Annotated in this window: 24 protein-coding genes; 7 read left to right on the top strand and 17 right to left on the bottom strand. The window is 50.1% G+C overall.

Going from position 1 to position 25,548, the window contains the following annotated elements:
• The first annotated feature begins 104 nt into the window (after positions 1–104).
• Complete coding sequence (murG, locus tag LK536_RS51120) at positions 105–1,175, top strand: undecaprenyldiphospho-muramoylpentapeptide beta-N-acetylglucosaminyltransferase (protein WP_025485051.1); 1,071 nt, start codon at positions 105–107, stop codon at positions 1,173–1,175.
• Here the strand turns inward: murG and LK536_RS51125 are convergent.
• The 14 genes from LK536_RS51125 to LK536_RS51190 all read right to left on the bottom strand — a co-directional run bounded on the left by LK536_RS51125 (position 1,172) and on the right by LK536_RS51190 (position 13,614).
• Positions 1,172–1,720, bottom strand: coding sequence for an RNA polymerase sigma factor (locus LK536_RS51125; RefSeq protein ID WP_008720728.1), 549 nt, complete (start codon positions 1,718–1,720; stop codon positions 1,172–1,174). The two genes, murG and LK536_RS51125, sit on opposite strands and share 4 nt — an antisense overlap.
• Before the next feature lie 13 nt (positions 1,721–1,733).
• The gene (locus LK536_RS51130; protein WP_025485050.1) at positions 1,734–2,150 is read right to left on the bottom strand and encodes an HIT family protein; all 417 of its coding nucleotides are present in this window, start codon (positions 2,148–2,150) and stop codon (positions 1,734–1,736) included.
• A 44-nt stretch (positions 2,151–2,194) separates the two neighbouring features.
• Entirely contained in the window at positions 2,195–2,815 is a 621-nt protein-coding gene (locus LK536_RS51135; RefSeq protein WP_008720730.1) for a rhomboid family intramembrane serine protease, read from the bottom strand.
• A gap of 178 nt (positions 2,816–2,993) precedes the next feature.
• Positions 2,994–4,445 (bottom strand): DUF6382 domain-containing protein, encoded by a 1,452-nt coding sequence (locus LK536_RS51140; RefSeq protein ID WP_227795608.1) that lies wholly within the window; start codon positions 4,443–4,445, stop codon positions 2,994–2,996.
• Positions 4,435–4,833: a hypothetical protein gene (locus tag LK536_RS51145; protein WP_227795607.1), complete on the bottom strand. Its 399-nt coding sequence runs from the start codon at positions 4,831–4,833 to the stop codon at positions 4,435–4,437. The genes LK536_RS51140 and LK536_RS51145 overlap by 11 nt, the downstream gene beginning before the upstream one ends.
• Positions 4,830–5,354 carry a hypothetical protein gene (locus LK536_RS51150; protein ID WP_130790362.1) on the bottom strand — a complete coding sequence of 175 codons (525 nt, stop codon included), beginning with the start codon at positions 5,352–5,354 and terminating at the stop codon, positions 4,830–4,832. Before LK536_RS51150 ends, LK536_RS51145 begins: the two co-directional genes overlap by 4 nt.
• 1 nt (position 5,355) lies before the next feature.
• A complete protein-coding gene (locus tag LK536_RS51155; RefSeq protein WP_506092209.1) occupies positions 5,356–6,081 on the bottom strand; it encodes a hypothetical protein in 726 nt (241 codons plus the stop codon).
• 253 nt (positions 6,082–6,334) lie between these two features.
• Entirely contained in the window at positions 6,335–8,302 is a 1,968-nt protein-coding gene (locus tag LK536_RS51160; protein WP_227795605.1) for a DUF5702 domain-containing protein, read from the bottom strand.
• The gene (locus LK536_RS51165; protein ID WP_008720736.1) at positions 8,302–8,481 is read right to left on the bottom strand and encodes a Flp1 family type IVb pilin; all 180 of its coding nucleotides are present in this window, start codon (positions 8,479–8,481) and stop codon (positions 8,302–8,304) included. The genes LK536_RS51160 and LK536_RS51165 overlap by 1 nt, the downstream gene beginning before the upstream one ends.
• A 17-nt stretch (positions 8,482–8,498) precedes the next feature.
• Positions 8,499–9,713, bottom strand: coding sequence for a type II secretion system F family protein (locus tag LK536_RS51170; protein ID WP_331472122.1), 1,215 nt, complete (start codon positions 9,711–9,713; stop codon positions 8,499–8,501).
• Between the two features lie 48 nt (positions 9,714–9,761).
• Positions 9,762–10,589, bottom strand: coding sequence for a type II secretion system F family protein (locus tag LK536_RS51175; protein WP_506092210.1), 828 nt, complete (start codon positions 10,587–10,589; stop codon positions 9,762–9,764).
• Positions 10,590–10,596: 7 nt separating this feature from the next.
• Complete coding sequence (locus tag LK536_RS51180) at positions 10,597–11,730, bottom strand: TadA family conjugal transfer-associated ATPase (RefSeq protein ID WP_474912565.1); 1,134 nt, start codon at positions 11,728–11,730, stop codon at positions 10,597–10,599.
• Positions 11,731–11,886: 156 nt separating this feature from the next.
• Positions 11,887–12,924: a P-loop NTPase family protein gene (locus tag LK536_RS51185; protein ID WP_330507699.1), complete on the bottom strand. Its 1,038-nt coding sequence runs from the start codon at positions 12,922–12,924 to the stop codon at positions 11,887–11,889.
• A gap of 6 nt (positions 12,925–12,930) precedes the next feature.
• Positions 12,931–13,614, bottom strand: coding sequence for an A24 family peptidase (locus LK536_RS51190; RefSeq protein ID WP_227795603.1), 684 nt, complete (start codon positions 13,612–13,614; stop codon positions 12,931–12,933).
• 289 nt (positions 13,615–13,903) lie between these two features.
• Here LK536_RS51190 and LK536_RS51195 point away from each other — a divergent pair, with 289 nt between their 5' ends.
• The 5 genes from LK536_RS51195 to LK536_RS51215 all read left to right on the top strand — a co-directional run bounded on the left by LK536_RS51195 (position 13,904) and on the right by LK536_RS51215 (position 18,896).
• Entirely contained in the window at positions 13,904–14,257 is a 354-nt protein-coding gene (locus LK536_RS51195) for an ArsR/SmtB family transcription factor (RefSeq protein WP_008720746.1), read from the top strand.
• Positions 14,258–14,327: 70 nt separating this feature from the next.
• Positions 14,328–14,582, top strand: a complete 255-nt coding sequence (locus LK536_RS51200) for a YaaL family protein (protein WP_025485038.1) — start codon at positions 14,328–14,330, stop codon at positions 14,580–14,582.
• A 75-nt stretch (positions 14,583–14,657) separates the two neighbouring features.
• Positions 14,658–16,007: an alpha-amylase family glycosyl hydrolase gene (locus tag LK536_RS51205; protein WP_227795602.1), complete on the top strand. Its 1,350-nt coding sequence runs from the start codon at positions 14,658–14,660 to the stop codon at positions 16,005–16,007.
• 1 nt (position 16,008) lies between these two features.
• Positions 16,009–17,988: a 1,4-alpha-glucan branching protein GlgB gene (gene glgB, locus LK536_RS51210; RefSeq protein ID WP_227795601.1), complete on the top strand. Its 1,980-nt coding sequence runs from the start codon at positions 16,009–16,011 to the stop codon at positions 17,986–17,988.
• 158 nt (positions 17,989–18,146) lie between these two features.
• A complete protein-coding gene (locus tag LK536_RS51215; protein ID WP_008720753.1) occupies positions 18,147–18,896 on the top strand; it encodes a phosphotransferase family protein in 750 nt (249 codons plus the stop codon).
• Between the two features lie 143 nt (positions 18,897–19,039).
• On the opposite strand, the gene LK536_RS51220 is transcribed toward LK536_RS51215, so the two are convergent.
• The 3 genes from LK536_RS51220 to LK536_RS51230 form a co-directional block, all read right to left on the bottom strand.
• Complete coding sequence (locus tag LK536_RS51220; protein WP_227795600.1) at positions 19,040–21,667, bottom strand: sensor histidine kinase; 2,628 nt, start codon at positions 21,665–21,667, stop codon at positions 19,040–19,042.
• A gap of 8 nt (positions 21,668–21,675) precedes the next feature.
• Positions 21,676–22,371: a response regulator transcription factor gene (locus LK536_RS51225; RefSeq protein ID WP_025485033.1), complete on the bottom strand. Its 696-nt coding sequence runs from the start codon at positions 22,369–22,371 to the stop codon at positions 21,676–21,678.
• 115 nt (positions 22,372–22,486) lie between these two features.
• The gene (locus tag LK536_RS51230; protein ID WP_330507700.1) at positions 22,487–24,109 is read right to left on the bottom strand and encodes a C40 family peptidase; all 1,623 of its coding nucleotides are present in this window, start codon (positions 24,107–24,109) and stop codon (positions 22,487–22,489) included.
• Positions 24,110–24,332: 223 nt separating this feature from the next.
• On the opposite strand from LK536_RS51230, the gene LK536_RS51235 reads away from it, so the two are divergent.
• Positions 24,333–25,157 carry an SDR family NAD(P)-dependent oxidoreductase gene (locus LK536_RS51235; protein WP_130790368.1) on the top strand — a complete coding sequence of 275 codons (825 nt, stop codon included), beginning with the start codon at positions 24,333–24,335 and terminating at the stop codon, positions 25,155–25,157.
• The last annotated feature ends 391 nt before the right edge of the window (positions 25,158–25,548 follow it).

A 25,548-nucleotide genomic window follows, 5' to 3' on the forward strand; every position in this document is an offset into this window, starting at 1 on the left:
CCTTTGCCTTTAGGGTTGACTTTTTGCGTTTAATGCTTACTATAATAGTAGACGTTTATGATCCGGGATTTTCCCCATCATAACATAACCTTCAGGAGGTTTTCATGAAAAAAATCATTCTTACCGGCGGCGGTACTGCCGGACACGTCACTCCCAACCTGGCTTTGATTCCTTCCCTCAGGGAAGCAGGCTATGATATCCGCTATATTGGCTCCTATCAGGGCATGGAGCGCAAGCTTATTGAAAATGCAGGTATTCCCTATGATGGCATATCCTCTGGTAAGCTGCGCAGGTATTTTGACATCAAGAACTTTTCTGACCCGTTCCGTGTCATTAAGGGTTATGGAGAAGCACTGCGTCTCATCAGACGTTATAAGCCGGATGTAGTATTTTCCAAAGGTGGATTCGTCGCAGTCCCTGTGGTACTGGCTGCCAGACATTATAAAATCCCCACCATTATCCACGAATCAGATATGACTCCTGGACTGGCTAATAAAATCTGCATCCCTTCTGCTTCTAAGGTTTGCTGTAACTTCCCCGAGACACTGAAGTATCTCCCGGAAGACAAGGCAATCCTTACAGGCTCCCCCATCCGAAAAGAACTGCTTCAGGGTGACCGCCTGTCAGGTCTGTCTTATACGCACCTCAGTGCAGATAAACCTGTTCTCCTGATTATTGGCGGAAGTCTTGGCTCTGTCACAGTGAACCAGGCCGTACGCAGTATCCTTCCACGTCTTCTTGCCAATTACCAGGTAATACATATCTGCGGCAAAGGCAATCTGGACGAAAGCCTGATTGGTACAGCCGGATATGTACAGTATGAATATGTAGATGCCCCATTAAGGCATCTGTTCGCAGCAGCCGATATCGTCATCTCCAGAGCCGGAGCCAATTCCATCTGTGAGCTGTTGGCGCTGCGCAAGCCAAACCTTTTGATTCCCCTGTCCGCTTCTGCCAGCCGCGGCGACCAGATCCTCAATGCGAATTCCTTTGCAAAACAGGGATTCAGCAAGGTTCTGGAGGAGGAGTCCATAACAAATGAGAACCTGTTTCAAGCAATTGACGGCCTGTATCAGAACAGGGCCGCCTATATACAGGCCATGGAACAGAGCCGTCTTAACAATGCAGTTGAGACCGTCATGTCCCTCATTGAATCATGTGTAAAATCATCTTAAGGCCAGTTATCATCATTTAACAATATCTCCAGATATTTTCTGATACGGCTGACCCGGGAATAGCATGCCTTTTCTGTAATGTTCAGGATCTCGCACACTTCCCTGGTCGGCCGTCCCTCTATTAATCTTAAGACAGCCACCTGTCTCCAGTTCTCAGGCAGTTTCTCAATCTCCTTGAGAAGGGCCTGACACTTCTCTTTACTTACCACAAAATCAGGAAGACTGCCCGACCTGTCATGAGATGGATAACTTTCACTGTTATATGCTTCTTCATCCAGTTCCCCATAGCTTCTGTGCTTCATCTTACGGTGAAAATCCATGCAGCGGCTTTTGAGAATGGTTATTAACAGCATCTTGGTATTATCCAATGGCAGGTCAAGTGAATAATCATAGTGGGCATATGAGACAAATGTATCCTGTACCACATCATCAATATAATCATATGGAATGTCATTGACATAGGCCATCTTTCTCAGTATCAGCTGGAAATCCAGGTACATTTCCTCAAACTTCTTTTTCTTATCAGCATCCATTTTCTTTTCCATAGTCACTTCATCTTTACAAGCTGCTCTTAATTTTTTCTGCAATCTGGGCCAGTTCTTCCGGTGATGCCGTGCCGGGAGTCCAGCTTACTATCGATGGTCCATTCTCATATCTGGGAATTATATGCATATGGAAATGAAACACAGTCTGTCCTGCTGACTCACCGTTATTCTGAACCAGGTTAAAACCGGAACATCCAAGGGACTTCTTCATTGCAGCGCCAATCTTAGCACCCAGTGGAAGCACCTTTGCCGCAATCTCCTCATCCAGGTCACATACATCTGCAAAATGCTGTTTCGGCAGAATGAGTGCATGTCCTCTGGAAGCCGGACCTAAATCCAGGATTACCCGGAACTGCTCATCCTCGTACAGGGTTGTTGACGGAATTACCCCGTTTGCTATTTTACAAAAAATACAATTGTCATCTGTCATATTGAAAGTCCTCCTTCTGCTGCGGTTTACACAGCTGTAAGTTTCTACCTTCCTGTACCAAAGATCCTGGCAGTATGTTTCCTCCGGTACAGAAAGATACTTAAGATGAAGCCGGAAAACAGGCCTCCTATGTGGGCCCAATTGTCTACTCCCGATGCAGTAAAGCCATGGTACAGACTCAGGATAATCATGAACCCCAGCTGCCGGTTGGTAAGACCGTCCAACTGGCCATGATTAACAGCAACCACATAGACCAGGCCGCCTACCACACCGAAAATGGCTCCCGAAGCCCCTGCTGATACCGCTGCATATGCCGAACCCATATGAACCGCTATGGATATGATATTAGCAGCAATTCCGCTGACAATATAAAATATAAGATATTTTACATGTCCCAGGACCTGTTCCATTCTCTCGCCCAACACAAAGAGGACCAGCATGTTATTCACTAAATGACTGGCCCCAAAATGCAGGAACATGGAAGTAAACAGCCGGTAATACTCACCACGTAAGACAACAAGCGGTTCATAGACGGCTCCGTGCATTATCATGAACATTGTATCTTCCGTGTCACCGATTAACTCAAAATAAAGAAAAATAAGCACATTTACAGCAATCAACGCTATATTAACATATGCCTTATCCCTTATCTTATAAGCATTCATCGGCCTTCCTCACATCATCAATGATATCTTATCTTAGCATACTTTCAAGTTCTTGTTAAGTGGGTAAGTTACAATATAATTAATTTTATCGTCCCCCTCCCATGTGTTTTTTGTAAAATATCACATTTTTTGACACAAAAGACGCATTTTTATGTCAACTTAATGTATCTGCCTGCTATTATTCAAATACAAATCCTACATCTGCTATATACAATTCATCACCTGTCTCTATTACAGATGTTCCATTGGCGTCAAGCGCCTTCCCGTTCACCCGTGTACCATTGGTGGAATTAAGGTCTGTTACCGTATATATCTCTCCTTCGTTATCAATTCTCAGATGAAAACGGCTTACCGTATCCTTTTGCAGCGTGTAATCTGCCAGATTCTTATTTTTACCTATTACAAACGGATAATATGGAAGAATGATATCCTCACAATCTTCATCCATTGCCCTTAGCCGGCGGACTCCCTCACCTGAAGGTTTTCCGCATAAAAGTGTGGTCCTGAAAACCTCATCATCTAATGGTTCGGGACTGCTTTTTACCTCCGGGACATTCCTGGCAGCAGGTTCCATTGTGGTTTTATCTGTTTCCGAAGACCATATTTCCTCTTTATCGTCATCATCATACAGGATTCTCCAGGAATCCTGCTCCGCTCCCAGCGTTGGCTCCGGCCCCCGCTCCGTGACCTCCCCATGTCTTTCCTTTATTCGGGATAATAGCATCCGCAGGATATCAAAGACAGCCAGGAACAGGAAAAGTCCTGCATCCAGCCAGATAAGGGTAACCTTCATGGAAACCAGTCTGCTCTTTCCGCCAAATAGCCAGATTGCAGCCGGAACCAGAACAACTGCCGCCATCCACACCGCGGCCAGCCTTGCCATGGAAGCAAGTTCCTTTTTTATGCCACTTTTCTCAGCGTTGTCTTTATGGATATCCCGGACCGGCACCTCATCCTCTTTTATCCCATGCCATCCACTTTCATATTCCCTGTCAGGTGCCGGTCCCCCTTCTGCCTGAGGTTCATATCTATCCTTATACCCGGAGCAGGAAGCATGTTGTTCCTTCTGCTTTTCCGGCTCACGTTTATCATTATCTGAAACAATAAACTTTAAAATGTCATCCAGGCCATAATTATCCTTCAGGCTTTCCTGATATACCCCATATGCCAGGACCACGCACTCCCTGTCCTTGTGATTAACGCATTTAAGTATATACTGTAAAAAATGGCTCAGCTCTTCCGGAAATACCCCGGCCTGTCCCGGTACCAGGCACAGGCCTATTTGGAACAGTTCCGGGTCCATATAAATCAGGCCGGGGTCCATCAGGATGCCTCCATCCCCCAACAGATACTCTTCCATCCGCATCAATGCAACATGAACCTGTATCAGGATCTGGCAGATTTCATCCCTGCTTATAAAACGCGCGTCCAGCAGACGTTTTAAAGGCTGCCTGGATGTAATATCATAATAGTAAAGGGGATTCCCATCCTGATACCGGATATGCATGCGCAGCAGCCCTTGAATCTCATTGCCGGCAAGCATACGTGCTTCATAACCTGGAATGGTTCCGCAATCAGGTGTTATGACCAGGTAATTGTGTTTTATTTCCCTCCTGTAACTAATCTCCATCTGATTCTCCCAGCCCCTCGATTAATGTGACTTTCCGCAGGAATGCTTCGGGCCTGAACCGCTTTCCTTCAATCTCATGATTCCATCCCGTGCCCTGCGCCTTTCCTGATATGCGGTTCCAGCTGCTTTTCAACTGTATCTGATAACTGGAAAATGTCATGGGATGCCCCATGTAATCCTGTACCGTTGATGAGATAACATGAAGTTCTGCTCCTTTTTCATGCCTGCCTTTTTCAACTGCTTCATGAAGTCCCATGGCGCCTACGGCATCGTCACGGACATGTGCAGCCTGATGGATCATCACAGATATGGACAACAGGACTGCCGCCATGATGCAGGCCGCTTCAACCGTAAAACTGCCTTTGACATAAGATCTTCCTCCCTTCACAGAAACATCACTCCCATCCCGGCCGGTACAAGGAACGGCAGAAACGGCAGGCGCATGTGCCTTACATTCCTGCCGCTTCCCACGCCCCTCATGAAAAGTATGGCGCAGGCCAAAAAACATAAAATCAGGCCCCCGCACAGCAGCAGAAGATTCCTGGCAAAATCCAGATATATGCCTGATACCACGAAAAACCATCCATCCCCCCTGCCCACGGCTTCCCCGGTAGCCGCGGACAATGCCAGGAGCGCACCTCCAATCACCATTGCCATACCCGTATCCCTAATGCATTTTCCTGCCTGTATCCATGCTGCCTCCATTCCGTCCCCAGGCATATATGACCTCAGTTCCAGCATGATCTGTATTCCCCTCAGCGCCGCCCCCGCAGTGCCGAATGCCAGGAACAGACATACATGTATCCTCCTGTCCTTAAAATCCTGATAACTGGCCGCTGCCAGGAATATCAGGAATCCGCCTCTGAGGACAACTTCATTTACATTCATCCAGCCGCTTATATTATCCATATCATTTACCTCCACAATAAGAACACGCTCCCAGATACTCCACTTGTGATAAAGCCACTGCCTGTACATATGCAATGATGGATGGACAGGTCCTTGCCGTGTGATAACTGCCTCCATACGGCATGATGTACACAGTTCCATTGCCATTTCCTGTCCCACAGGTTTTACATGGCGCATACTTTCCCCCGGACTGGTTACGCATGGACTCCACCTCACCGGCAGACACGGCTTTTAAGTCATTGTACAGATAATGGCAGGTTCTCTGCCTGTGATAGCGGGTGGGGTTCTTTCCTATATAAACAATTTCCTCTTCCGTACCCTCTGATGTTCCCCCTTGCCCGAACCGTTCCCCGTCTGCTCCATTCCACATCCTCCGGCTGCAGACATGCTGCACCGGTACGCTGTTAAGCCCCAGTATGGAGAATGGAAGTTTCATCCTGTACTTCATGACAATCACTACCATATCATCCGTGCCAATGTCCGTACCATCAAAGGAAACAGATTCAATCCAGCTGTTATCAACCTGTCCCAGTATCCGTGCCACGGCATAACCTGCGGCCAGAAGTGAACCTGCATCCTCACCGTCTGCCCGTTGCGTATCCACAGATGCCTCACTTCCTGAACGCAGGCAGTATTCCACATAGGCGTACTGGCTCAATTCCTCCCCCACTGATTCCACAACGGCCTGAATCTGTCTCTGCCTGTCCATCATCTTCATAGGCATCATCAGACATACACATAAAAAGAGAAATAAGGACAGGCACATGGCCGCCTCAACAGACAGGCTTCCACTTACAGAACAGGAGGTGCATGACAATGCCCTTTTATCATGACGGGCTGATATGGCAGATGGATAAAAGCAGCTTTTTTGTACCTGGAGAGGTGCGATATTTATATTTGATTTCTTTTTCATTTTATGTATCCGCATATCCTTTCCGCATGTAAAAGGGCATGGTCATGAACCTCCTTTCCTACTGTTATTAACGTTTTCTGGAATCATCCATGTAGCTGCCGGATGCCCCAATACGGGTTTCATAATCAAACTCCCTGTCTCCCATCTGTTTTTTCCACAATCCCGTTGAAAAAAATACATGTTTTCCACTGACTGTTGATTCTGTATCCACCATGCAGGCACAGCGTCCCATGGAAAACCCATTCTGCCCCCTCTCAATATTAACCTCCATGATATCCATCATCCGGTATACCATGCCGGTCCCATATCCCCCGAATATGAGGATGCGGAGATAACCTTTGTAGCTCAGCCCATTTCCCCCATCATCCGCAGCTTCACCATCCGGCAGGCGCCCATTCCTCCCTATGTCAAGGAGCTGGTCCAGGCTCATTTTCCATTGATTCCGGGTCTTAAGGAAGGGTACCCTTCCTCCGTCCAAAAGCGCCCTCACATCTGCCAGCGCTTCACCCAAAGCCCATACCGTCATGATTAGGAATGCTGTTACAGATACCAATGGAAGGATTCCGGTGCCTCCCACGATGGCAAGGGCCAGGTTCCGTGCTTCCTCCCGTTTTCCTGGGTCTGACAGGATGTGTATCAGATTCAGACCTTGTCTTAGCGCAATCAGATGTGACACGACGCCTGCCAGATTATCCCTGTCCTGATTCCCGCCGTGGATAAGATACTCCAATTCATAGAATTCCCCTTCCCCCATTTCTTTCTGAAAACCTTGAAAGAAACGTATATTATATTCTCCTACCAGTATACGTGATACAAGGTTTCCGGTTCCCTCAAGGCCGCTGCCCTGGTTCCCCGCGCCACCCAGGGAAGCTGAAGGCACTGAGTCAAGCTTAAGCTTCCTGCCTGAAACCGTTGTCTCTTCCGGCAGTACAAGTTCCAGAAATCCGCCCGTCACCATGCCGGCAATCCGTTCCAGGAATCCTTCTTTTTCCTTGTCTTTTACCCCGAACTCAATTCCCAGTGAAAGCATGCCGTAACCGGACCATCGCCGTTCCACCGGCTCCCACAGTGAGGCCTCATCCAGTTCATCATCTTCATCATCCGGTTCCCAGTTATCAATATAATCCATTACATCCTCTGCTTCCCTGATGACATCCTGAATCCATGAAATCCTATCCGGCGCATATTCCCTGAGTCTTACAACCTCCTGCCTTCTCTGCCCATCCTTATCCACATAAGCTTCATACTGGGCAATCTCATCCTCCAGGGCATCCTGTACCTCCTGGCTTAAGTTTCCCTGCTCCTCCCCATATCTTTCCCTGCTTTCTTCCAGACGCTCCCGCAGCCGGTCTGCTTTGTTTTCATATATCCCCACCAGTGCAGGAAGCCTCTCCAGTTCCTTTACAACCTTTCCGGCCCGGGATATAAAGCCCTGTCCATCCAGGGATTGAAGACATTGTCCGGCCTGGGTCCAGTACTCCTTCTGCAATTCCAGCCTGCTGTTGATATTCTCCAGCGCCTTTTCTAACTGGACAGCCTCCTTGGAATGAGTTGAGTAAAGGTCTGACAGCCGGTTTACGCTTCCTCCTTCTTTCCATGTCTCAAGCAGTTCCCCTGCTCCCGCTTCATCCAGTTCATCCCAATCCGTATCAAACAGTCCGTACTTCATATAATCCAGTATCTCCTGTTCCAGATATCTCCCATCCCCCTGCGTAAGTGTCACCACATCCTCTGCCTGGGCCTTTGACAGCTTCATGGGATACCAGTTACCGGCTTCCATATAGGGGGCCAGGAATCCTTCCATTTCCTTTTCAAGGGTCTCCTGGCTATCGTATTCAAGTCCCAGGATGCGATACTTGTCCCACAGTTCCCTGTGATATTGTGCCATGAGGGAGTCCACTGCTGAATCCGCGGCCATCCGCAGATAGCATCTGGCCCCTGCGGTCCGGACTGATTCCGCAAGTCCGCACAGCAGGGCGCAGACACTTACCAGTATCATGGCCAGGAATATGGTTATCTCCCCTTTCCTGTCCATCAGTACACCTCTTTCGACTGGCTGTTAATCTCCTTGAAAATGTTCTCCAGAAGGGTGGTTATCTGCTTTTTGAAAATAATCACCAGGCCTATGAGGACCACCAGGACCAATACCAATTCTATGACCCCCACGCCCTGGTCCTCCTCCATGAATGCCTTCCATTCATTCCTTAATTCCATGTACTCACCTCTCTTTCCTATCCAAACTCCATCAGCGCCGGAACCGCAATCACAACCATGACAACGGACAGCATCATGAACAATGGCAGCAACAGCTTCGTTCCCGCTTCCTCCCCCAGCCTTCTTGCCTGATGCTTGCGCTGTTCAAAGGCCTCTGCCATCTCAACCTTCAATGTGTCCCTCAGGTTCTTTGACCCGTTCTTGCGGTTCTGTTCCAAAAGGCTGCCGAGCTTCATATATTGCTGCAGACTGCAGCGCCTTCCAAAATCCATGAAAGCCCTTCCCTCCGGTACGCCTCCCCGCATCTGGCAGCTGGTCTCATACATCTCCTGATATGCATACCTGGGCTTTTGTTTTCCGTCATCCACCAGCTTCTGATAACCAAACGCAACCTTATCCCATGCAGTCCTGATGCTCATACCTGCGCCAAGGAAGATGATGAGCCGGGACAGGACTTCCGAATAGTCCAGTAACAGCTGGTGTTTCCTTTTGTTCTCCCCCTTCTTAATATCACTCTGGTCTTTTAAGGTAAGTAAAACAGCAAACACCGCGCCCAGGCCTGCCAGCGGCAGGAAAACCGGGTCATCCTTCATGTGATAGCGCAGTTCCCTGCCTTGGAATGATTCGGGCAGCTTCATAATCTCCGTAGATCTCTGCCGTTCATCCTCCATGGACAGCATTTTAAGGAAATGATCCTGCTGTATCTGCTCTTCTGTAAGCAAAGGCGGCTTTACCATAACCGGTATGATAAATTCCTCAGGCCATGTACCATCGGTCATCCGTACACTCAGACATACTTCGTGTCCGGATTCTTCTACTCCCCTATTATTTACCTGACCAAAAGAATCCACCAGCTCCGGATTATCGGACTCCCACCTGAGACGTATTCCATATTGGTTCAGGGATGTCACCAGGTTAAGGCTGGTCCTTACCTCAGTTAATGATTCATTATCCCCGAGAATATATCGGGGAAGATCTTCCATGACAGCCTCATATGCCTTATGGGCCTCCTCCTTTGTGTAAATCCGCTCCGACAGCTTGATATCTAAGGAAACCGTCTCCTCCTCAAGACCTTCTACATTAATCTGGTAAAAAGCCTCACCCTGCCCATATCCATTTCTCTTCAGCACATAATCCTGCCCAAATCCCTGTCCTGCTCCGGACTGGACCTGGGCCGCGGCTCCCAGGATTACGCCCATTGCCACACATCCAATCTGTTTTTTCCATTTCAATTTCTTCCACCGCGCGCTCCACCATCCCTGCTTACATCCCATTTCCTGCTACACCTCAATCTCAAGTATCTTTTTGGAAAGCATCCAGGCGCCAAGATACACTGCCAGGCATATGGTCATGACAGCCCGGCCCATCATGGTTTCATACATTACCCGGAAGAATCCCGGCGATGTCAGGTCTATGTACAGTACAATCAGGAATGGGATGCCATTCATGATTTTCTGCTCAAACACCCGGGCCGCTGTCATGGTATGGATTTCCTCCTGTACCTGCACCTTATCACGTATGATTCCGGCTGTATAATTGATAATCCCAACCAGTTCGCCGCCGCTTCTTCTGGCCGCTGCAAATACCTGGGCAAAATGGTCCACATCCTCAAGACCGCTTCTGGCCCCAAATTCCATCAAAAGCAGCTCCACTGGCCGGTTCATCCTGACGCCGTTGGTCAGGGTGGCGAATTCTTCTGTAATCATCCCCTGTTTTCCATAGATTCCCTCCAGTTCCCCCGTGCACATGGCAAGTCCATTCTCCAGCGAATATCCTGCCCCAAGATAGGAGGCCAGCACAAGGATTCCCTCTTTGAACTGCAGCCGCAGCTGCCGGATCCGTTCCTGTCTTAAATCCCTTTTCTTATACAGTGGATAGAGCATTCCAACCGGCATCATAAGCAGGAAGGCTATCAAACTCCTGTAAAATGTGTAAGCTACAACGGCGCAGGCGCCGATTCCCATGCACCCATATAAAATCCACTCCCTGGTTGAAAGCCGGTAAACACGGTAATCCCTTATGTCAGGCGGTCCGGGGCCGGCTTTTTGGGCTGGTCCCGATGTCCTGCCCGTTTTCATCTCCCTTCTCCGCTTTCCCCTAACAGCCATACTTCCTCTATTCCCGCCCCTGGCAATATCCTGCAGCTCCAAGCTTTTCCCTGTTCTTAAGCCGCCTCTTTGCTTCCAGTCTCCCTGTTTTCCTGTCATATTCATATAAGGATTCCATCTCCACTTCTCCATCCGTACATCCCCCAATCTCTGCAATACTAAGTACTTTCCTGCTCCCATCCCTGAGGCGTCCCAGATGCACCATGATATCAAGGGCAGATGCAATCTGGCTTCTGATTGCGGGCAGCGGAAGATCTGCTGCCATCAGCACCATGGTTTCCAGCCGGCTGAGCATATCCCGGGCACTGTTCCCATGGCCCGTGGAGAGGGAACCGTCATGCCCGGTATTCATGGCCTGCAGCATGTCCAGGGTCTCCCGTCCCCTGACTTCCCCTACAATTATCCGATTGGGATTCATCCGGAGGGACGCCCGTATCAGCTGGCTCATGGTTATCTCGCCTTCCCCTTCCGTATTGGCGTTCCTTGTCTCCAGGCGTACCAGATTGGGCACCTGGGTAATCTGCAGTTCCGCGGAATCCTCAATGGTGATGACACGCTCATGGGGCGGTATCCAGGAGGACAGGGCATTCAGGAATGTGGTCTTGCCTGAATTGGTGCCCCCGCTTATAAAAATATTGTATCCGGCTCCCACCAGTTCCTTCAGGAAGCCAGCCGCCTCCCCGGTTACGGCCCCGAAACGTATTAACTTCTCCATGGTAATTGGCTCAGGGAATTTGCGGATGGTTACCACCGGCCCGTTCAGGGACACCGGCGGAAGCACGATATGTACCCTGGAACCATCCTCCAGCCTTGCATCTACAATGGGCGAGGATACATTGACCACCCGGTTGACCCGGCCCACAATCTGCTGGATGATGTCTTCCAGCTGCTCCGGTTTCTCAAACCGCCTTTCCCATACTTCTGTTTTTCCATTGCGTTCTATGAATATTTTCCCGGCACCGTTGACCATGATCTCCGACACGGTTTTGTCATCCACCAGTTCCTGCAGGATATCCAGCCTGCGGAAGCTGTCAAACAGGCTTCCTCTCAGCCATATCCTCTCCTTCAAAGGAAGATAGATTCCCTGCCCCATATCACGGATAGCAGTGTCAATCCGCTCCAGCAGCTGCTCATCGTCCATGTTACGGCTTTCTGTCAGTTCCTCCATAATCCGGCGGCGCAGCCTGGAACGGATTCCTTCCCTGTTTCCTTCATTTTCCTGCTGGATCCTAATTCTTTTCTCCTGCAGCATCCTGCCCTCATGTTCCTTTTTCATCTTCACTCCCCATACCCGCTGTCAATGTTCCGGTCCTCTGCCCTTTAACAGCTGCCTGACATAATCCCCCATTTCCCCAAACAGGAGCTGTTCCAGGTACCCCTCGCGCCTTCCGATCCTGCCGGGGGACGGAAGCTTCAGCCTCTGTATCTTGTCCCGCACAGAACCGTCATCCGCCTCCTCCAGATATTCATCAAATTCCTCCAGCTTGGCCGCGGACACCATATCCTCCCTTACCGGCATATAAACCACATCGCAGACCGAAAGTACCGGAAGGGCGCCCCGTCCCATCTGTCCCACATCCACAACCACCTTGTCATAACCGCTTTCCCTGGAAATCCTGTCAATCAGCATGGCCATCTCATCCGGTGACACCTGGCTCAGGTCCTCCGCATACCTGACAGGCGGGATATAATCCATGTTGCCCCAGTTATATACCATGGATTTAAGCCGCATCCAGTTATAAGCGCCCTGTTTATACAGGTACAGGACATCCGACAGATCCATCTCATAATCACTGCTTACCAGTCTTGAGAATCCGGAATACTCTTCCAGGTTCATATACAGCACGGATTCATCCCGGGCCAGCTGCTGGCTCAGAGTCAATGCCAGGGAGGACTTAAAGCACCGGTTCACAGGCGAGTATATACCCATGACTACCGCCCTGGTCCCAAGCAGGGCCAGTCCCGGTTCCACTGGCTGACTGCAGTAGCGGGCCATCACCTCACGCATGACACAGTCTCCCGACTGATACTTGTAAATGGACGGCAGCTCCTCCTTTTGTTCCACCAGTTCCCCCTGGCAGAGCACCATCACCTGTTTTGCCTTTACATCCCTGACCTGCTCCCTGGCCTCCTCATCCACAAGAAGTATTTCAACCGTATGTTCCTCACTGTACTGCAAAAGCTTTTCCAGATTGGAAAATGCCATTGCGGTGAAAGGTATCTTCTCCTTTTGATTGACATAATCGGCAAAGCGTTCCCCATATGAGGAATCAATCCCATACACCGCTAAAACCCTCATCATGAAACCCTCTGTCACCTCCTTTAATATTTCCACATCCAGCTATCCTCTCCATAAGACCGTTAACAGCGTCCCCGCATACAGACAGGCCCCAAAGGGAATGACACACCCATAACCGTCCCGCTGGGGACAGTAATACTTTTCTGCTTTCCTGGTTTGAACCGTGCGCCTGATATAGGCTGATAAATACGAAAATCTTTGACAGATACTGCCCTGATGCAGCATCCTTCCAAGAGCCAGAACAGCTCCCAGAACCAATCCGGCCATAACGGCCGTCACACTGTCCCTGATTCCCAGGGACGCGGCAATAAGTCCTGCCATCTTAATGTCCCCTGCCCCGGTCATACCCAGGACAAAAAACGGGAACCCCAATGCCCACACAAGGGCCATCCTGGCTGCGAATCCAACTGCAGCAGTCAGGATACATACCAGCCCTGCTCCCAGTCCGGCTCCAGGACCCAATCCGGCTCCAAGTCCTAATCCGGCCTCAAGTTCCATCCCGGCACCGAGTCCCACCCCGGCTCCAAGTCCTAATCCGGCCTCAAGTCCCACCTCGGCTCCAAGTCCCACCCCAGCTCCAAGTCCCATCCCATACACCTGCTCCAGACAAATACATAAAAGCTCCGCAACAGCCCCGCACCCCACATACCGGTTGGGTATCCGGTGTGTCCTCACATCTGCGGCAGCGCATAATGCAAGTACGGTAAGCAATATAAATTCAGACAATTACAGAATCCTTCCTCCTTCCCATCGTTCTATCCTGTTCCCCGATTTACAACCTTATGAGTTACGTTCCTTCACTTGGAGATTCCTGCCTGATTCAGGCAATTAACAATGTCTTACTGTTTAGAATTATAAAAAAAGAATATCTTGAATGTTTTTCCATTATGAAGGATTTGGGCATAAATGTCAAGGGTGAATTTTATATATTTCCCTTCTGATTTCCTTGACCTCCTCCTATATAAATGGTAAAATGATATTGGTTCAAATTTTTAAACCAAAGGAGGAATGGCAGATGACAACTGCCCAGGAACTTAAGGAACGGTTTCATCAATGTATGCCTCTTTTCATCGCCTTGGGCGATGAGATGCGTCTGTCCATCATTGAAGTACTGACAGCGGAAGCCATGGACCGCGGACGGCAGGCCGGGCCAATCATATTCGAAGACCATGCCCTCAATGTCAATGAGATCACAAAGCGCACCAGCCTTTCCCGGCCTGCGATTTCACATCATCTGAAGATTTTGAAGGAAGCCGGCATCGTGGACATCCGCCAGGAAGGCACTGCCAATTATTATTACCTGACCCTCAGGGAATCCAACCGCAAGCTGATGGAACTTGGGTACCGGCTGGAAGAATTTATATATTAAATTCCAGTATATGCATAAGACCGCATTTTCCAGATATACTATTTCTATCAATATCTGGGAGATGAAAAGCATGTTTGATTTTTTTAAAGCGGTCAGGGAGACAGCTGCTTCAAGGACAGGCGCTGCCGCTGCAAGAAGGATACGTCCTGAACTTATCCATCTGAAATTCGAAATCGACCGCACCAAGTGCGCCATCGATGCTGCCAGGAACCATTTTGAGCAGGCGGTTGATCCCACCCTCATTGACTGCTATATCTATGAGCTGAACGCCGCGCAGCTGCGCTACCAGTTCCTGCTTCGGAAATTCAAAAGCCAGGAGGATTAACCCCCTCCCGGCATCAACACATATAAAACATCATAAGCATTAAAAATAAAACGAAAAGATTGCGAGGACAACAACATGAGCACCTGGTATGAGCGGGGAGTTTTCTATCACATGTATCCCCTGGGGATGACGGGAGCCCCTAAACACAATGACGCCACAGAAGTAACCGACCGTTTTGAAGAATTATCCCAGTGGATTCCCCATATCCGCTCCCTTGGATGCAACGCCGTATACATAGGGCCTCTGTTTGAATCCACCAGCCACGGCTATGATACCAGGGATTACAAGCTGGTCGACAGACGCCTGGGGGATAATGGGACCTTTAAGGATTTTGTGGAGCAGTGCCATGACAGCGGTATCCGCGTGGTGGTAGACGGGGTATTCAACCACACGGGACGGGAGTTTTTTGCATTTAAGGATATCCAGGAGAAGAAGTGGGATTCCCCTTACAGGGACTGGTACAGAGGGGTTAACTTTGACTGGCAGAGTCCATGCGGGGATCCGTTCGGATATGATGCATGGCAGGGACATTTTGAACTTCCCTGTCTCAACCTTTTTAACCCGGCGGTCCGGGCCTATCTGTTTGATGTAATCCGGTTCTGGGTTGACGAATTTGATATTGACGGTATCCGGCTGGACTGCGCCAATGTGCTGGACTTTAATTTCATGAAGGAGATGCGTCAGGAAACCGCACGGATGAAGGAAGATTTCTGGCTTATGGGCGAGGTGATCCACGGCGATTACAGCCGGTGGGTCAACCCGGAAATGCTTCACTCCGTGACCAACTACGAGCTGCACAAGAGCCTCTACTCCGGCTTTAATGACCACAATTTCTTTGAAATTGCCCACAATGTAAGACGGTTGGAAGCAATCGGAAGGCAGCTTTATACCTTTGTTGACAATCATGACGAGGACAGGATTGCCAGCAAACTGAAGCTGAAGGAGCACCTGATTCCCATTTATCTCTGCCTTTTTACCCTGCCCGGTATCCCATCCATCTATTACGGCGGGGAATGGGGCGTGGAGGGAAAGAGGACCAATACCAGCGACGAGGCGCTCCGCCCAGCCATTTCCATCAGCCAGTCAGATGGACTCAAGTGTGAGCTTACGGAATTCATCTCCGCCATTGGCCGCATCCACGATGAGAATGAGGCGCTTCACGGCGGCCGCTACCAGGAACTGCTGCTGACCAACCGCCAGTATGCATTCGCACGGCATGGGGAGGACTCGGTCATCATCACCGCGGTAAACAATGATGACAATGAGGTGGAGATTGATGTACCTGTACCAGTCCCGGCCAGGGAGGCGGTGAGCCTGCTGGAGGATGGATCCGGCGAAGCCGTCCTGCCTGTGTCCGACGGAAAGGTCCATATAAAATTAAGGGGCAACCGGGGCGCTGTCCTAAAACTAAAGGGGGAGAACTGATATGGCTGTAAACAAACGCAATTCGGGTACAAAAGCCAGGGCAAATGCGAAATCCACGCTCGCAACAGATGCCGGGACCAAAAAGAAAAAGGCCCGGACCACGGGATATATCTCCGACCTGGACTGTTATCTGTTCGGAGCCGGGACACACTATGATATTTATCAGAAACTGGGCGCCCATCCCAGGACATACAAGGGAAAGGACGGCATCTATTTTGCGGTCTGGGCCCCCCACGCCCGGGAAGTGCACCTGGTGGGGGATTTTAACGGCTGGAATCCTGAGGCCAATCCCATGGTTAAGATACCGGATTCCGGCATATGGGAGTATTTCAATGCAGGCATGAAGGTGGGCGAGCTATATAAATTCGCCATCACCACCGAATCCGGCAAGATACTCTATAAAGCCGACCCATTTGCATTCAGCGCCGAATACCGGCCGGGTACTGCTTCCGTGACCGCGGATATTGAGGGTTTTAACTGGACGGACAGCGACTGGGTCACCAAGCGTACCGCCCAGGATGTGCAGAAGCTTCCCATGAGCATTTACGAGGTACACCTTGGTTCGTGGCGCAAGAAAAACAGGGAAGAAAAGGACGGGTTCTATACATACTCCGAGGCGGCCCATGAACTGGCGGCCTATGTGAAGGAGATGGGTTATACCCATGTTGAATTGATGGGCATCGCAGAACATCCATTTGACGGTTCCTGGGGTTATCAGGTAACCGGATATTTTGCACCCACCTCCAGGTACGGCTCGCCAAAGGACTTCATGTATTTTGTGAATTATCTCCACCGCGCCGGAATCGGCGTCATCCTGGACTGGGTTCCGGCCCATTTCCCCAAGGACGCCCATGGACTGGCTGATTTTGACGGACAGCCCCTGTTCGAATACGCTGACCCCCGCAAGGGCGAACACCCGGACTGGGGCACCAAGGTGTTTGACTACGGCAAAAATGAAGTAAAGGATTTCCTGATCAGCAACGCCCTTTACTGGGTGGAGCAGTACCATGTGGACGGCCTGCGGGTGGATGCCGTTGCATCCATGCTCTACCTGGACTATGGACGCCAGGAAGGCCAGTGGGTTCCCAATAAGGACGGAGGCAACCAGAATCTGGAGGCCATTGAATTCTTTAAGCATTTAAATACCGTGGTGCAAGGGCGCAACCACGGCGCGCTGGTCATTGCCGAGGAATCCACCGCATGGCCCAAGGTCACAACCCACCCGGAGCAGGACGGCCTTGGCTTCACATTTAAGTGGAACATGGGATGGATGCACGATTTCCTGGAATACATGAAGCTGGACCCCTATTTCCGCAAATACAACCATCAACGCATGACCTTCGGCCTTACTTATTTTACCAGTGAAAACTATATCCTGGTCCTGTCCCATGATGAAGTGGTACATTTAAAATGCTCCATGATCAACAAGATGCCGGGCCTTGGGGAGGACAAGTTCGCCAACCTCAAAGCCGGATACACCTTCATGATGGGGCATCCGGGCAAGAAGCTGCTGTTCATGGGCCAGGATTTCGGACAGCTGCATGAATGGGATGAAAAGGTTTCACTGGACTGGTATCTGGCGGACCAGGATGACCACAAGGACCTGCAGGATTATGTAAAGGACCTGCTGCATTTATACAAAAAGTATCCCGCCCTTTACCGCCAGGACAATGACTGGAACGGATTCCAGTGGATTAATGCCAATGACGCGGACAGGAGTATCTTCAGTTTCCTGCGCCGGGATGAGACAGGCAAAAAGAACCTGCTGTTCATAATCAATTTCACGCCGGTGGAACGCCCGGATTACAGGGTTGGGGTTCCCAAGCGGGGCAAATACACCCTGCTTTTAGACAGCACCCATGGCGCCTATAAGGCCAGCGAAGCGCCTGGCTTTTCATCTGCCAAAGGCGAGTGTGATGGACAGCCCTATTCATTTTCCTATCCCCTTCCTGCTTACGGTACTGCTATTTTCCGTTTTTAGGAAATTAAAAGAAAAAATGGTGATTGGAAAGGCAAAAGTACGTTAAAAATTTATCAAATTGGGTATGTACTTTTTGTCCTGGTTGTAGTAGAATAAAGGCAGTGCGATGGATACTTCGTCGCAGCACCGTTTATAATGTGTGGAAGGAGAGTATAATTATGGCAAAAGAACTAATTTCCAGTAGTGCAACCAAATCCGTCTACCGCGACGGAAATACTGCCATCAAGGAATTCTGTGAAGGTTTTCCAAAGGCCGAAGTCCTCAATGAAGCACTGTGCAACGCACGTGTCGAGGACATCGAAGCACTTAATGTCCCGAAGGTCCTGGGGGTAGCAGTTGTGGACGGCAAATGGTCCATAATCAGGGAACTGGTGGAAGGCAAGACCCTGCAGCAGCTGATGGATGAGAATCCTGACAAACTTGAGGAGTACATGGAGCAGATGGTAGACCTGCATATCTTAATCCATGCACAGGCATGCCCGCTCCTTAACAAGTTAAAGGAAAAAACCATGCGCGCTTTAAAATCAGAGGTTCAGCTGGACGAGAACCTGCGTTATGAACTGATGACCAGACTGGACGGGATGCCAAAGCACACCAAGCTGTGCCACGGCGATTTTGATCCAAGCAATATCATTGTAGGTAATGACGGCAAGTGGTATGTAGTTGACTGGGTACATGCTTCCCAGGGCAACGCAAGCGCCGATGTTGCCAGGACCTACCTTCTTCTCTCCTTAAAGGACAAAAAGAAAGCTGAGATGTACATGGATATGTTCTGTGAGAAAACAGGCACGGAAAAACGCTATGTACAGGGATGGCTGCCCATCGTGGCTGCCGCCCAGCTGTACTATAAACGTCCGGAGGAAAAGGAACTGTTGGAGAGTTGGATTAACGTATTTGACTACCAATAAAATCTGCTTACACATTATTTAAGGTTCAAAAAGGCCCTTGGGAAGCAATTCCCAAGGGCTTTTTTGAATGGCATAATAGACAATTGTAATTGTATATTTTTTACATTTTTGTAGTAATTGTCAAATTTTTCGTGAAAATTTTATCATTCTTTTAGGCCTGTATATGAAGTCATTACGTCCGCTTCCACTTCCACTGAAAAACCGGCCTCATCTTCCTTTACAGCATCGGCTTGTGTCCCGGACGGTTCCTCAGCCTTGAATCGGACAGTCTCAGATTTGATAGTCCCAGTTCCGGCAGTCCCAGCTCCGACACCCCCCGTCCAAACAGTCTCCGTTCCAACAGTCCCAGTTCCATCCGTCCCGCTTCCGGCAGCCATGGCCTCTGCATCCTCTGCAACAGCCATCCTCTCTCCGGCAGTCCCGGTTCCATCCGCCCCAGCCTCAGCCAATCCCAAGGTCCCACGCTCCAGCTTATGCTCTGCCCGCATAATCGGGAATGACACCATGGCCTTAAACAGATCCCCGTCAATCACGACCTCGAACACACCGTCCTGAAGCTCGGTCAGGCTCTTTGCAATGGAGAGGCCCAGGCCGCTGCCTTCCGTGGTCCTGGCCACATCTCCCCGGACAAAACGCTCGGTCAGCTCATCCGGCTTAATGTTTAACGGATTCTCAGACACATTCTTAATGGTGAAGATGGCCTGGCCTTCCTCCTCCAGCACATCCACGTACACCCGGCTGTGCTCCATGGCATACTTAAAGGCATTGGTATACAGATTCTCCAGAACCCTCCACAGCCGCCGTCCGTCAGCCCGTATCATCAACACTTCATCCGGCACGCTGCACACCAGGTCCAGGCGGCGCATGGTAAACCGCTCTTCAAATTCACCGTTGGTCTGCTGTACCAGTTCCACCAGGTCAATATCCGACATCTCCAGCTTCATGTTGCCGGAACTGGCCTTGGAAGCTTCCACCAAATCCTCGGTCAGGGTCTTAAGGCGCTGGGATTTCTGATCCAGGACCTCCAGATAAGCCGCTATCTTGGGGTCCTGTATCTTTTCACGCTTCAGCAAATCCACATAATTGATGATGGATGTAAGGGGCGTCTTGATATCATGGGATACATTGGTTATCAAATCCGCCTTCAGACGTTCGCTCTTAACCTGCTGCACAAGGGCTGTGTCCAGTCCGCTGCTGATATTGTTGATATGCTCTCCCATATCCTTTTCCTTGCCGCTGAGGCGGACCGTCTCTATCTTATAGTGGGTATTGCCCCCGGCAATGCTGCTGATTGCTGTGTCCAACACATCCCTCTGCATCGCCTTTTTAAACATCTGATGGAAAATGTACCCGTCCAGCCCGATAAAGAAGGCAATCAGGGCATATAACAATATCCTGTAACTCAGTGAATCTTCCCTGTATGCAAAAAGGAAAATGATTCCCCAAAGCATGGCGGCATTGGCTGATACAAATAACGTATAGCAGAATACGGCACCGGCCGCAAAGGATATATGGCCCACATAAAGCTTTGCCGCATCAATGGCCTTCTTTGCAAGGCTACCGCTCCACAGGGTCCTGGCCTTATAACGTCTCAGCATGCTGAACACACAGAGGGTTGAACTCCCGTAAAGGATTACTGCCTTGATTACCTTATTCCAGTAAGGCCACTGGCCTTCGGCCACAAACAGGCTGAACAGGCGGATTCCCACGTATCGCCCCACATACAGGAACAGGGCCGTGGCGGCCGCCCACAGAACCAGGCTCAGTTCCGTATGCACCTCGTCAATGGGGAACAGGCGTATATCCTCGCTGCCTTCCGTCATATGCCCTGAACCCAGCATAAGGAATGCTAGGGTTGCAAGACAGCCCATAAGGCCCACAAGCACGCCGCCTATGCCCAGGATGAAATTGCGTCTGGCGCTGCTGTACTCCTGCGCCGCTGTGGAGTATGTGTCCGTTTCAGGATAAGAGGTATCCACTGAGACCACCATGTAATAATTATCATTATTGTTAGGGTTCCAGATTTCCAGCAGTGTGGCCGCATTTTCCGGCACGGATGGTATGTTGCTCTCCATCTTAATGCTGTCGCCGGGAATATAGACGTATTTGCCTGAACCCTTCAAATCCTCCAGGCCCATGCCATCTGCATTGGTAAATATATTTTCTTTTCCCTGGTCATCCCTGTAAACAATGCGGAACCGGAGATTGGTTTTATTTTCAATATAATTATTACGGATTATATAATATTCCCCCAGATGATTCACGATGTCAAAGGCCAGATCCTCCATCGTCATCCGTTCCCCGCTTTCATCTGCATCCAGGAAATCCGGGTTATACTTCTGGAAATCAACCGTAATCTCATCATCATCCTCGTCCATGGTAAGGGGCGAGCCCTGAACCGAGAAATTCTCATCCAGATAATAACCTCTGCGCTTCAGATAACGGACAATATAATCCAGGGTATACTCTTCCTGGTAACCAGGTCCGTTCTGCACACCCACAATCACCTTGTTCATATCCAGGGCGCCGTCCGTCTCGAACATGCCTTTATATCCCACATATGTGAATATACGGCCGATGTCATTGCTCAGCTGGCTGGTAAACTGGGGGGAATCCTCATACGCTTCCTCAAAAACCCACTTAATGCCCTTGCCATAGTTTGAGTTCAGGTACATGGCGCTGATCCCAAACACGGCTATGAGGACAAAAAACATGTGGGCCAGGGTCAGGGCCTGTTTCTTACGCCTGAACCGTCTTCTTTCTTCTGTCATATGGACACCTACTGTTTCTCAATCTTATAACCCACACCCCACACAACCTTCAGGTACTTCGGCTCCCTTGGGTTAATCTCAATCTTCTCCCGGATATGACGGATGTGGACCGCAACGGTATTATCCGCCCCAATGGCCTCCTCATTCCATATCTGCTCATAAATCTCATCAATGGAGAACACCTTGCCTGCGTTCTTAACCAGCAGCAGGAGGATATTATACTCAATGGGGGTCAGCTTAATGGGGTCCCCGTCCACCGTGACCTCTTTATTATCATCATTAATCTGAAGCCCGCCGCACTTAAAGACCTGCCCCTCCGCCTGCTGGTTCATATTGCCCAGCTGGGTATAGCGGCGCAGCTGGGACTTGACCCTGGCCACCAGTTCCAGGGGGTTAAACGGTTTGGTAATATAATCGTCCGCACCGATGTTAAGTCCCAGTATCTTATCCGCATCCTCTGACTTAGCAGAAAGGATGATGATGGGAATACTGCTGTTCTCCCTCACCTTAAGCGTGGTCCGGATACCGTCCAGTCCAGGCATCATCACGTCCACAATCAGCAGATCCACCTGATTGCCTTCCAGGTACTCCAAAGCCTCATAACCATCATACGCCTTGATTACCTGGAACCCCTCTCCTGTCAGATAAATATCTATTGCCTCCACAATCTGCTTATCATCATCACATACCAGTATTGTCTGCATCCTCGCCCTCCTTATTATAATGAACACCTGTAATCAATATTCCATAATGGATATCCCATCACTGGACCCGCTTACCAGAACCTGTTAAAACTTCCCGGGCCGCACATGGCACGCCCTAGAAAATCCTCCATGCGCAGATAAAGTTGTTGGCCCACCACTGGCTCAGGCTTCTGTGTACCACACGCCCGTTACTGGAGGAAGCATCGATAACGGTTCCGCCTCCTGCCGCGATTCCCACATGGCCTCTTACAACCACGATATCACCGGCCTGGATATCGTTGAAGTTGGTAATCTTTGTATATCTTCCGGCATTTCTCCAGCCTGAGGAGGTAAGATAACTCTGGTTAACCCCTACCTGGTTCAGACACCAGTACACAAAGCCGGAACAGTCGAATGAATTCGGTCCCTTTGCGCCCCATACGTATGGGCTTCCCAGCTTGGAGGACGCAACCGATATAAGGGCTGAAGCACCCTGTCCAACCGGCTTGCTCACTGGCGGCGGGGTATTGCCTGCATTGCCGGAGCCGCCTGTGCCGCCTCCGGTTGAACCTCCGTTACTGCCGCCCTGGGCGCCGCCTCCTGTACCGCCTCCACCTGTGGAGCCGCCCGTATTGGTGGATCCTGCCGCGGGACGCCTTACATTATCACTGGTCAGCTTGGCCATGGTCTGGACGCCTACCAGGCCGTCTGATGTCAGTCCGTTCCTGGACTGGAAGTTCTTGATTGCCCGCTCAGTTGCCTCGCCAAAGTATCCGGTCACATTGCCGGATACAAGGTATCCATGCTTGTTTAACAGCTTCTGGACCTTGGTAACAGCATCGCCGCTCTCGCCCAGCATCAGGCCGTTGGCCCTTGCGTCCGGGCTGTTAAGGGCAATCCTTGTGGATGGCCCAAGATAACCGTCCACCACCTGGTCGTTCCTGGCCTGGAACTGCTTTACGGCCACAACCGTATCCTCGCCATAAGCCCCGTCCGGCGTCGTGGTAAGGTATCCCAGGTCCTTAAGGCGCTTCTGGCATTCCAGGACCACATCGCTCTTCTCGCCATAGGCCAGGAAGTTAGGTTTAATCTCATCACTGTACAGCAGGTTGATGGTCCTCTGCCCCACCTTGCCGTCCTGGTCCAATCCGTTGACCTCCTGAAGCTTCAGTACTGCAGCCTCTGTGGAATCCCCGAAATTACCGGTAACCAGGTCCGCCGAGGCCAGATACCCCAGTTCATATAAACGCTGCTGGATTCTCTGTATATCATCACCCTGGGTCCCCTTGGACACAGCGTAGTACTTGGCATCCTCTGCCATGATTGCATCCCATGTGGCATTACCCACAATCCCGTCCATGGGCAGTTCATTCTGCCTCTGGAAATGCTTAACAGCCATCTGGGTCATCTCGCCAAAATAATCCGTTGGCTCATCATTATCCATAAAGCCTAAATCCATAAGACGCTGCTGCAGCTTCTTAACAATCTCGTGCCTCACCCCAATCCTCAGATACTCGGGCGCCGGCTCCGCATCCGGCAGGTCAACGTCATTAAGCCCCGGCAGGATCTGCCCCTGAAGTCCCAGCTGGGCAATGGTCTCCGGAACCGCCTGTATCTCCGTCACTTCCGATGGGGTGGCATTCCCGTCCGCAGGCCCTGAGGTTTCCTTGGAACACCCTGACAACGCCATGGACAGGGCCAGCATGCCGGCAGTGCCTGTATATGTAATGTATTTTCTATATCGCTTCCTCAAATTCATGTGAAGTACATTTCCTTCCTTACTTCTTCCTGTGTTAAACGCTAAAATCAAATTCATTCTAACACATTTCTTAAGGAATAGCGATATTATTTTTAAGGTCGTAAGAAAATTGAAAGGGGTGCGCCGCAGACTTTTTAACCATTTTAAAAAGTAACATGTTTTCTTCAGAATCGTAAAGACTATATAAAGAAAATGAAAACAGAACAGAAGGAGGAAATATAGTTTGAAACAGATTTATCCAAACCGTTTTAAAGACAAAGTCATGATAATCACCGGGTCTGCCAGGGGAATCGGGACAGCCACGGCCCTGCGGGCTGCCCAGGAAGGAGCAAGGCTGGTTCTGGCCGACCGCCTGGAGAAAGAAGGGGGACAGGTGTTGGACCAGTTAAAAGCCCTTGGCGGGGAGGCCGTCTTCCTCCATCTGGACCTTTCAGCGGAGGAAAATGCAGCCAGGCTTGTCCAGGCCGCTGTCCATACTTACGGCCATCTGGATATCGCCATCAACAATGCCGGGGTCATGGGAAATCCCAGCCCGCTCCATGAACTGTCCCGGGAACAGATGGACTACACCATGGCCAATAATTTCTATTCCGTCTTCTACTGCTGCAGGCAGGAGCTTCGTGAATTCATGAAGCAGGGAAACGGCGGCGTAATCGTGAATAACGCTTCCATCGCCGGGCTGACCGGACTTCCGGGCAACCCGGCCTATGTGGCATCCAAACACGCGGTAAACGGCCTGACTAAGAACCTGGCCCTGGACTATGCAAAATACGGTATCCGCATCAACTCCGTGAATCCGGCGGCAACCACCACACCCATGGTGGCAGAAGCCTTCGAATATGTAAAAGCCCGCAGGGACGCCGCCGTCAAAGCCGGTATGGACCCAGCCAAAGCCCAGTCCATGGCAGGCCAGAAACACACTTCCATGCTGGAGCGTGAAGCCACTGCCGAGGAACAGGCCGCATCCATCCTGTTCCTGGCCTCCCCAGACGCATCCCATATGACCGGGGCCACCGTACAGACAGACGGAGGATGGACTTCCTTTTAACGGAGGGATACGCGCCGAGCCATTCATAATCCCACAAAAACCTCTCGCTGGAAGTCAGGGAGAGGTTTTATTCAATTACCCGCTGTCACATTACAGGCCGGAAGAAAATGAAGGTACTAAAATATTTCTTAACAATCCTGTAATCTGTAATCCTTAATCCTGGTCTTCTTTATTTATAACCTGTCTATTTATTAACCCTTTCTAAAACCGGAGGGGGAGCTATGGACAATTGGCCTATTTGTGTTATACTGGATTCACAGGAATATTAGACTATTCCATATCCTGTGGATTCCTTCCACAGTAAGGTTCACTGCCCCCAATGGCAGTCTGGCGTGCTTATGCACGGTAATGGCCGGTTCGGCCGCAGATTCACGGAAATCAGAGCATTGAC

Source organism: Clostridium pacaense (genome assembly GCF_020709765.2).
Lineage (GTDB): Bacteria > Bacillota > Clostridia > Lachnospirales > Lachnospiraceae > Enterocloster > Enterocloster hominis.

Bases quoted from the DNA above. Each gene is read 5' to 3' on its own strand.
- murG (WP_025485051.1), top strand. From the start codon at position 105: ATGAAAAAAATCATTCTTACCGGCGGCGGTACTGCCGGACACGTCACT.
- LK536_RS51125 (WP_008720728.1), bottom strand. From the start codon at position 1,720: ATGGAAAAGAAAATGGATGCTGATAAGAAAAAGAAGTTTGAGGAAATG.
- LK536_RS51130 (WP_025485050.1), bottom strand. From the start codon at position 2,150: ATGACAGATGACAATTGTATTTTTTGTAAAATAGCAAACGGGGTAATT.
- LK536_RS51135 (WP_008720730.1), bottom strand. From the start codon at position 2,815: ATGAATGCTTATAAGATAAGGGATAAGGCATATGTTAATATAGCGTTG.
- LK536_RS51140 (WP_227795608.1), bottom strand. From the start codon at position 4,445: ATGGAGATTAGTTACAGGAGGGAAATAAAACACAATTACCTGGTCATA.
- LK536_RS51150 (WP_130790362.1), bottom strand. From the start codon at position 5,354: ATGGATAATATAAGCGGCTGGATGAATGTAAATGAAGTTGTCCTCAGA.
- LK536_RS51155 (WP_506092209.1), bottom strand. From the start codon at position 6,081: ATGATGCCTATGAAGATGATGGACAGGCAGAGACAGATTCAGGCCGTT.
- LK536_RS51160 (WP_227795605.1), bottom strand. From the start codon at position 8,302: ATGGACAGGAAAGGGGAGATAACCATATTCCTGGCCATGATACTGGTA.
- LK536_RS51165 (WP_008720736.1), bottom strand. From the start codon at position 8,481: ATGGAATTAAGGAATGAATGGAAGGCATTCATGGAGGAGGACCAGGGC.
- LK536_RS51175 (WP_506092210.1), bottom strand. From the start codon at position 10,589: ATGGCTGTTAGGGGAAAGCGGAGAAGGGAGATGAAAACGGGCAGGACA.
- LK536_RS51180 (WP_474912565.1), bottom strand. From the start codon at position 11,730: ATGGACGATGAGCAGCTGCTGGAGCGGATTGACACTGCTATCCGTGAT.
- LK536_RS51195 (WP_008720746.1), top strand. From the start codon at position 13,904: ATGACAACTGCCCAGGAACTTAAGGAACGGTTTCATCAATGTATGCCT.
- LK536_RS51200 (WP_025485038.1), top strand. From the start codon at position 14,328: ATGTTTGATTTTTTTAAAGCGGTCAGGGAGACAGCTGCTTCAAGGACA.
- LK536_RS51205 (WP_227795602.1), top strand. From the start codon at position 14,658: ATGAGCACCTGGTATGAGCGGGGAGTTTTCTATCACATGTATCCCCTG.
- glgB (WP_227795601.1), top strand. From the start codon at position 16,009: ATGGCTGTAAACAAACGCAATTCGGGTACAAAAGCCAGGGCAAATGCG.
- LK536_RS51215 (WP_008720753.1), top strand. From the start codon at position 18,147: ATGGCAAAAGAACTAATTTCCAGTAGTGCAACCAAATCCGTCTACCGC.
- LK536_RS51220 (WP_227795600.1), bottom strand. From the start codon at position 21,667: ATGACAGAAGAAAGAAGACGGTTCAGGCGTAAGAAACAGGCCCTGACC.
- LK536_RS51225 (WP_025485033.1), bottom strand. From the start codon at position 22,371: ATGCAGACAATACTGGTATGTGATGATGATAAGCAGATTGTGGAGGCA.
- LK536_RS51230 (WP_330507700.1), bottom strand. From the start codon at position 24,109: ATGAATTTGAGGAAGCGATATAGAAAATACATTACATATACAGGCACT.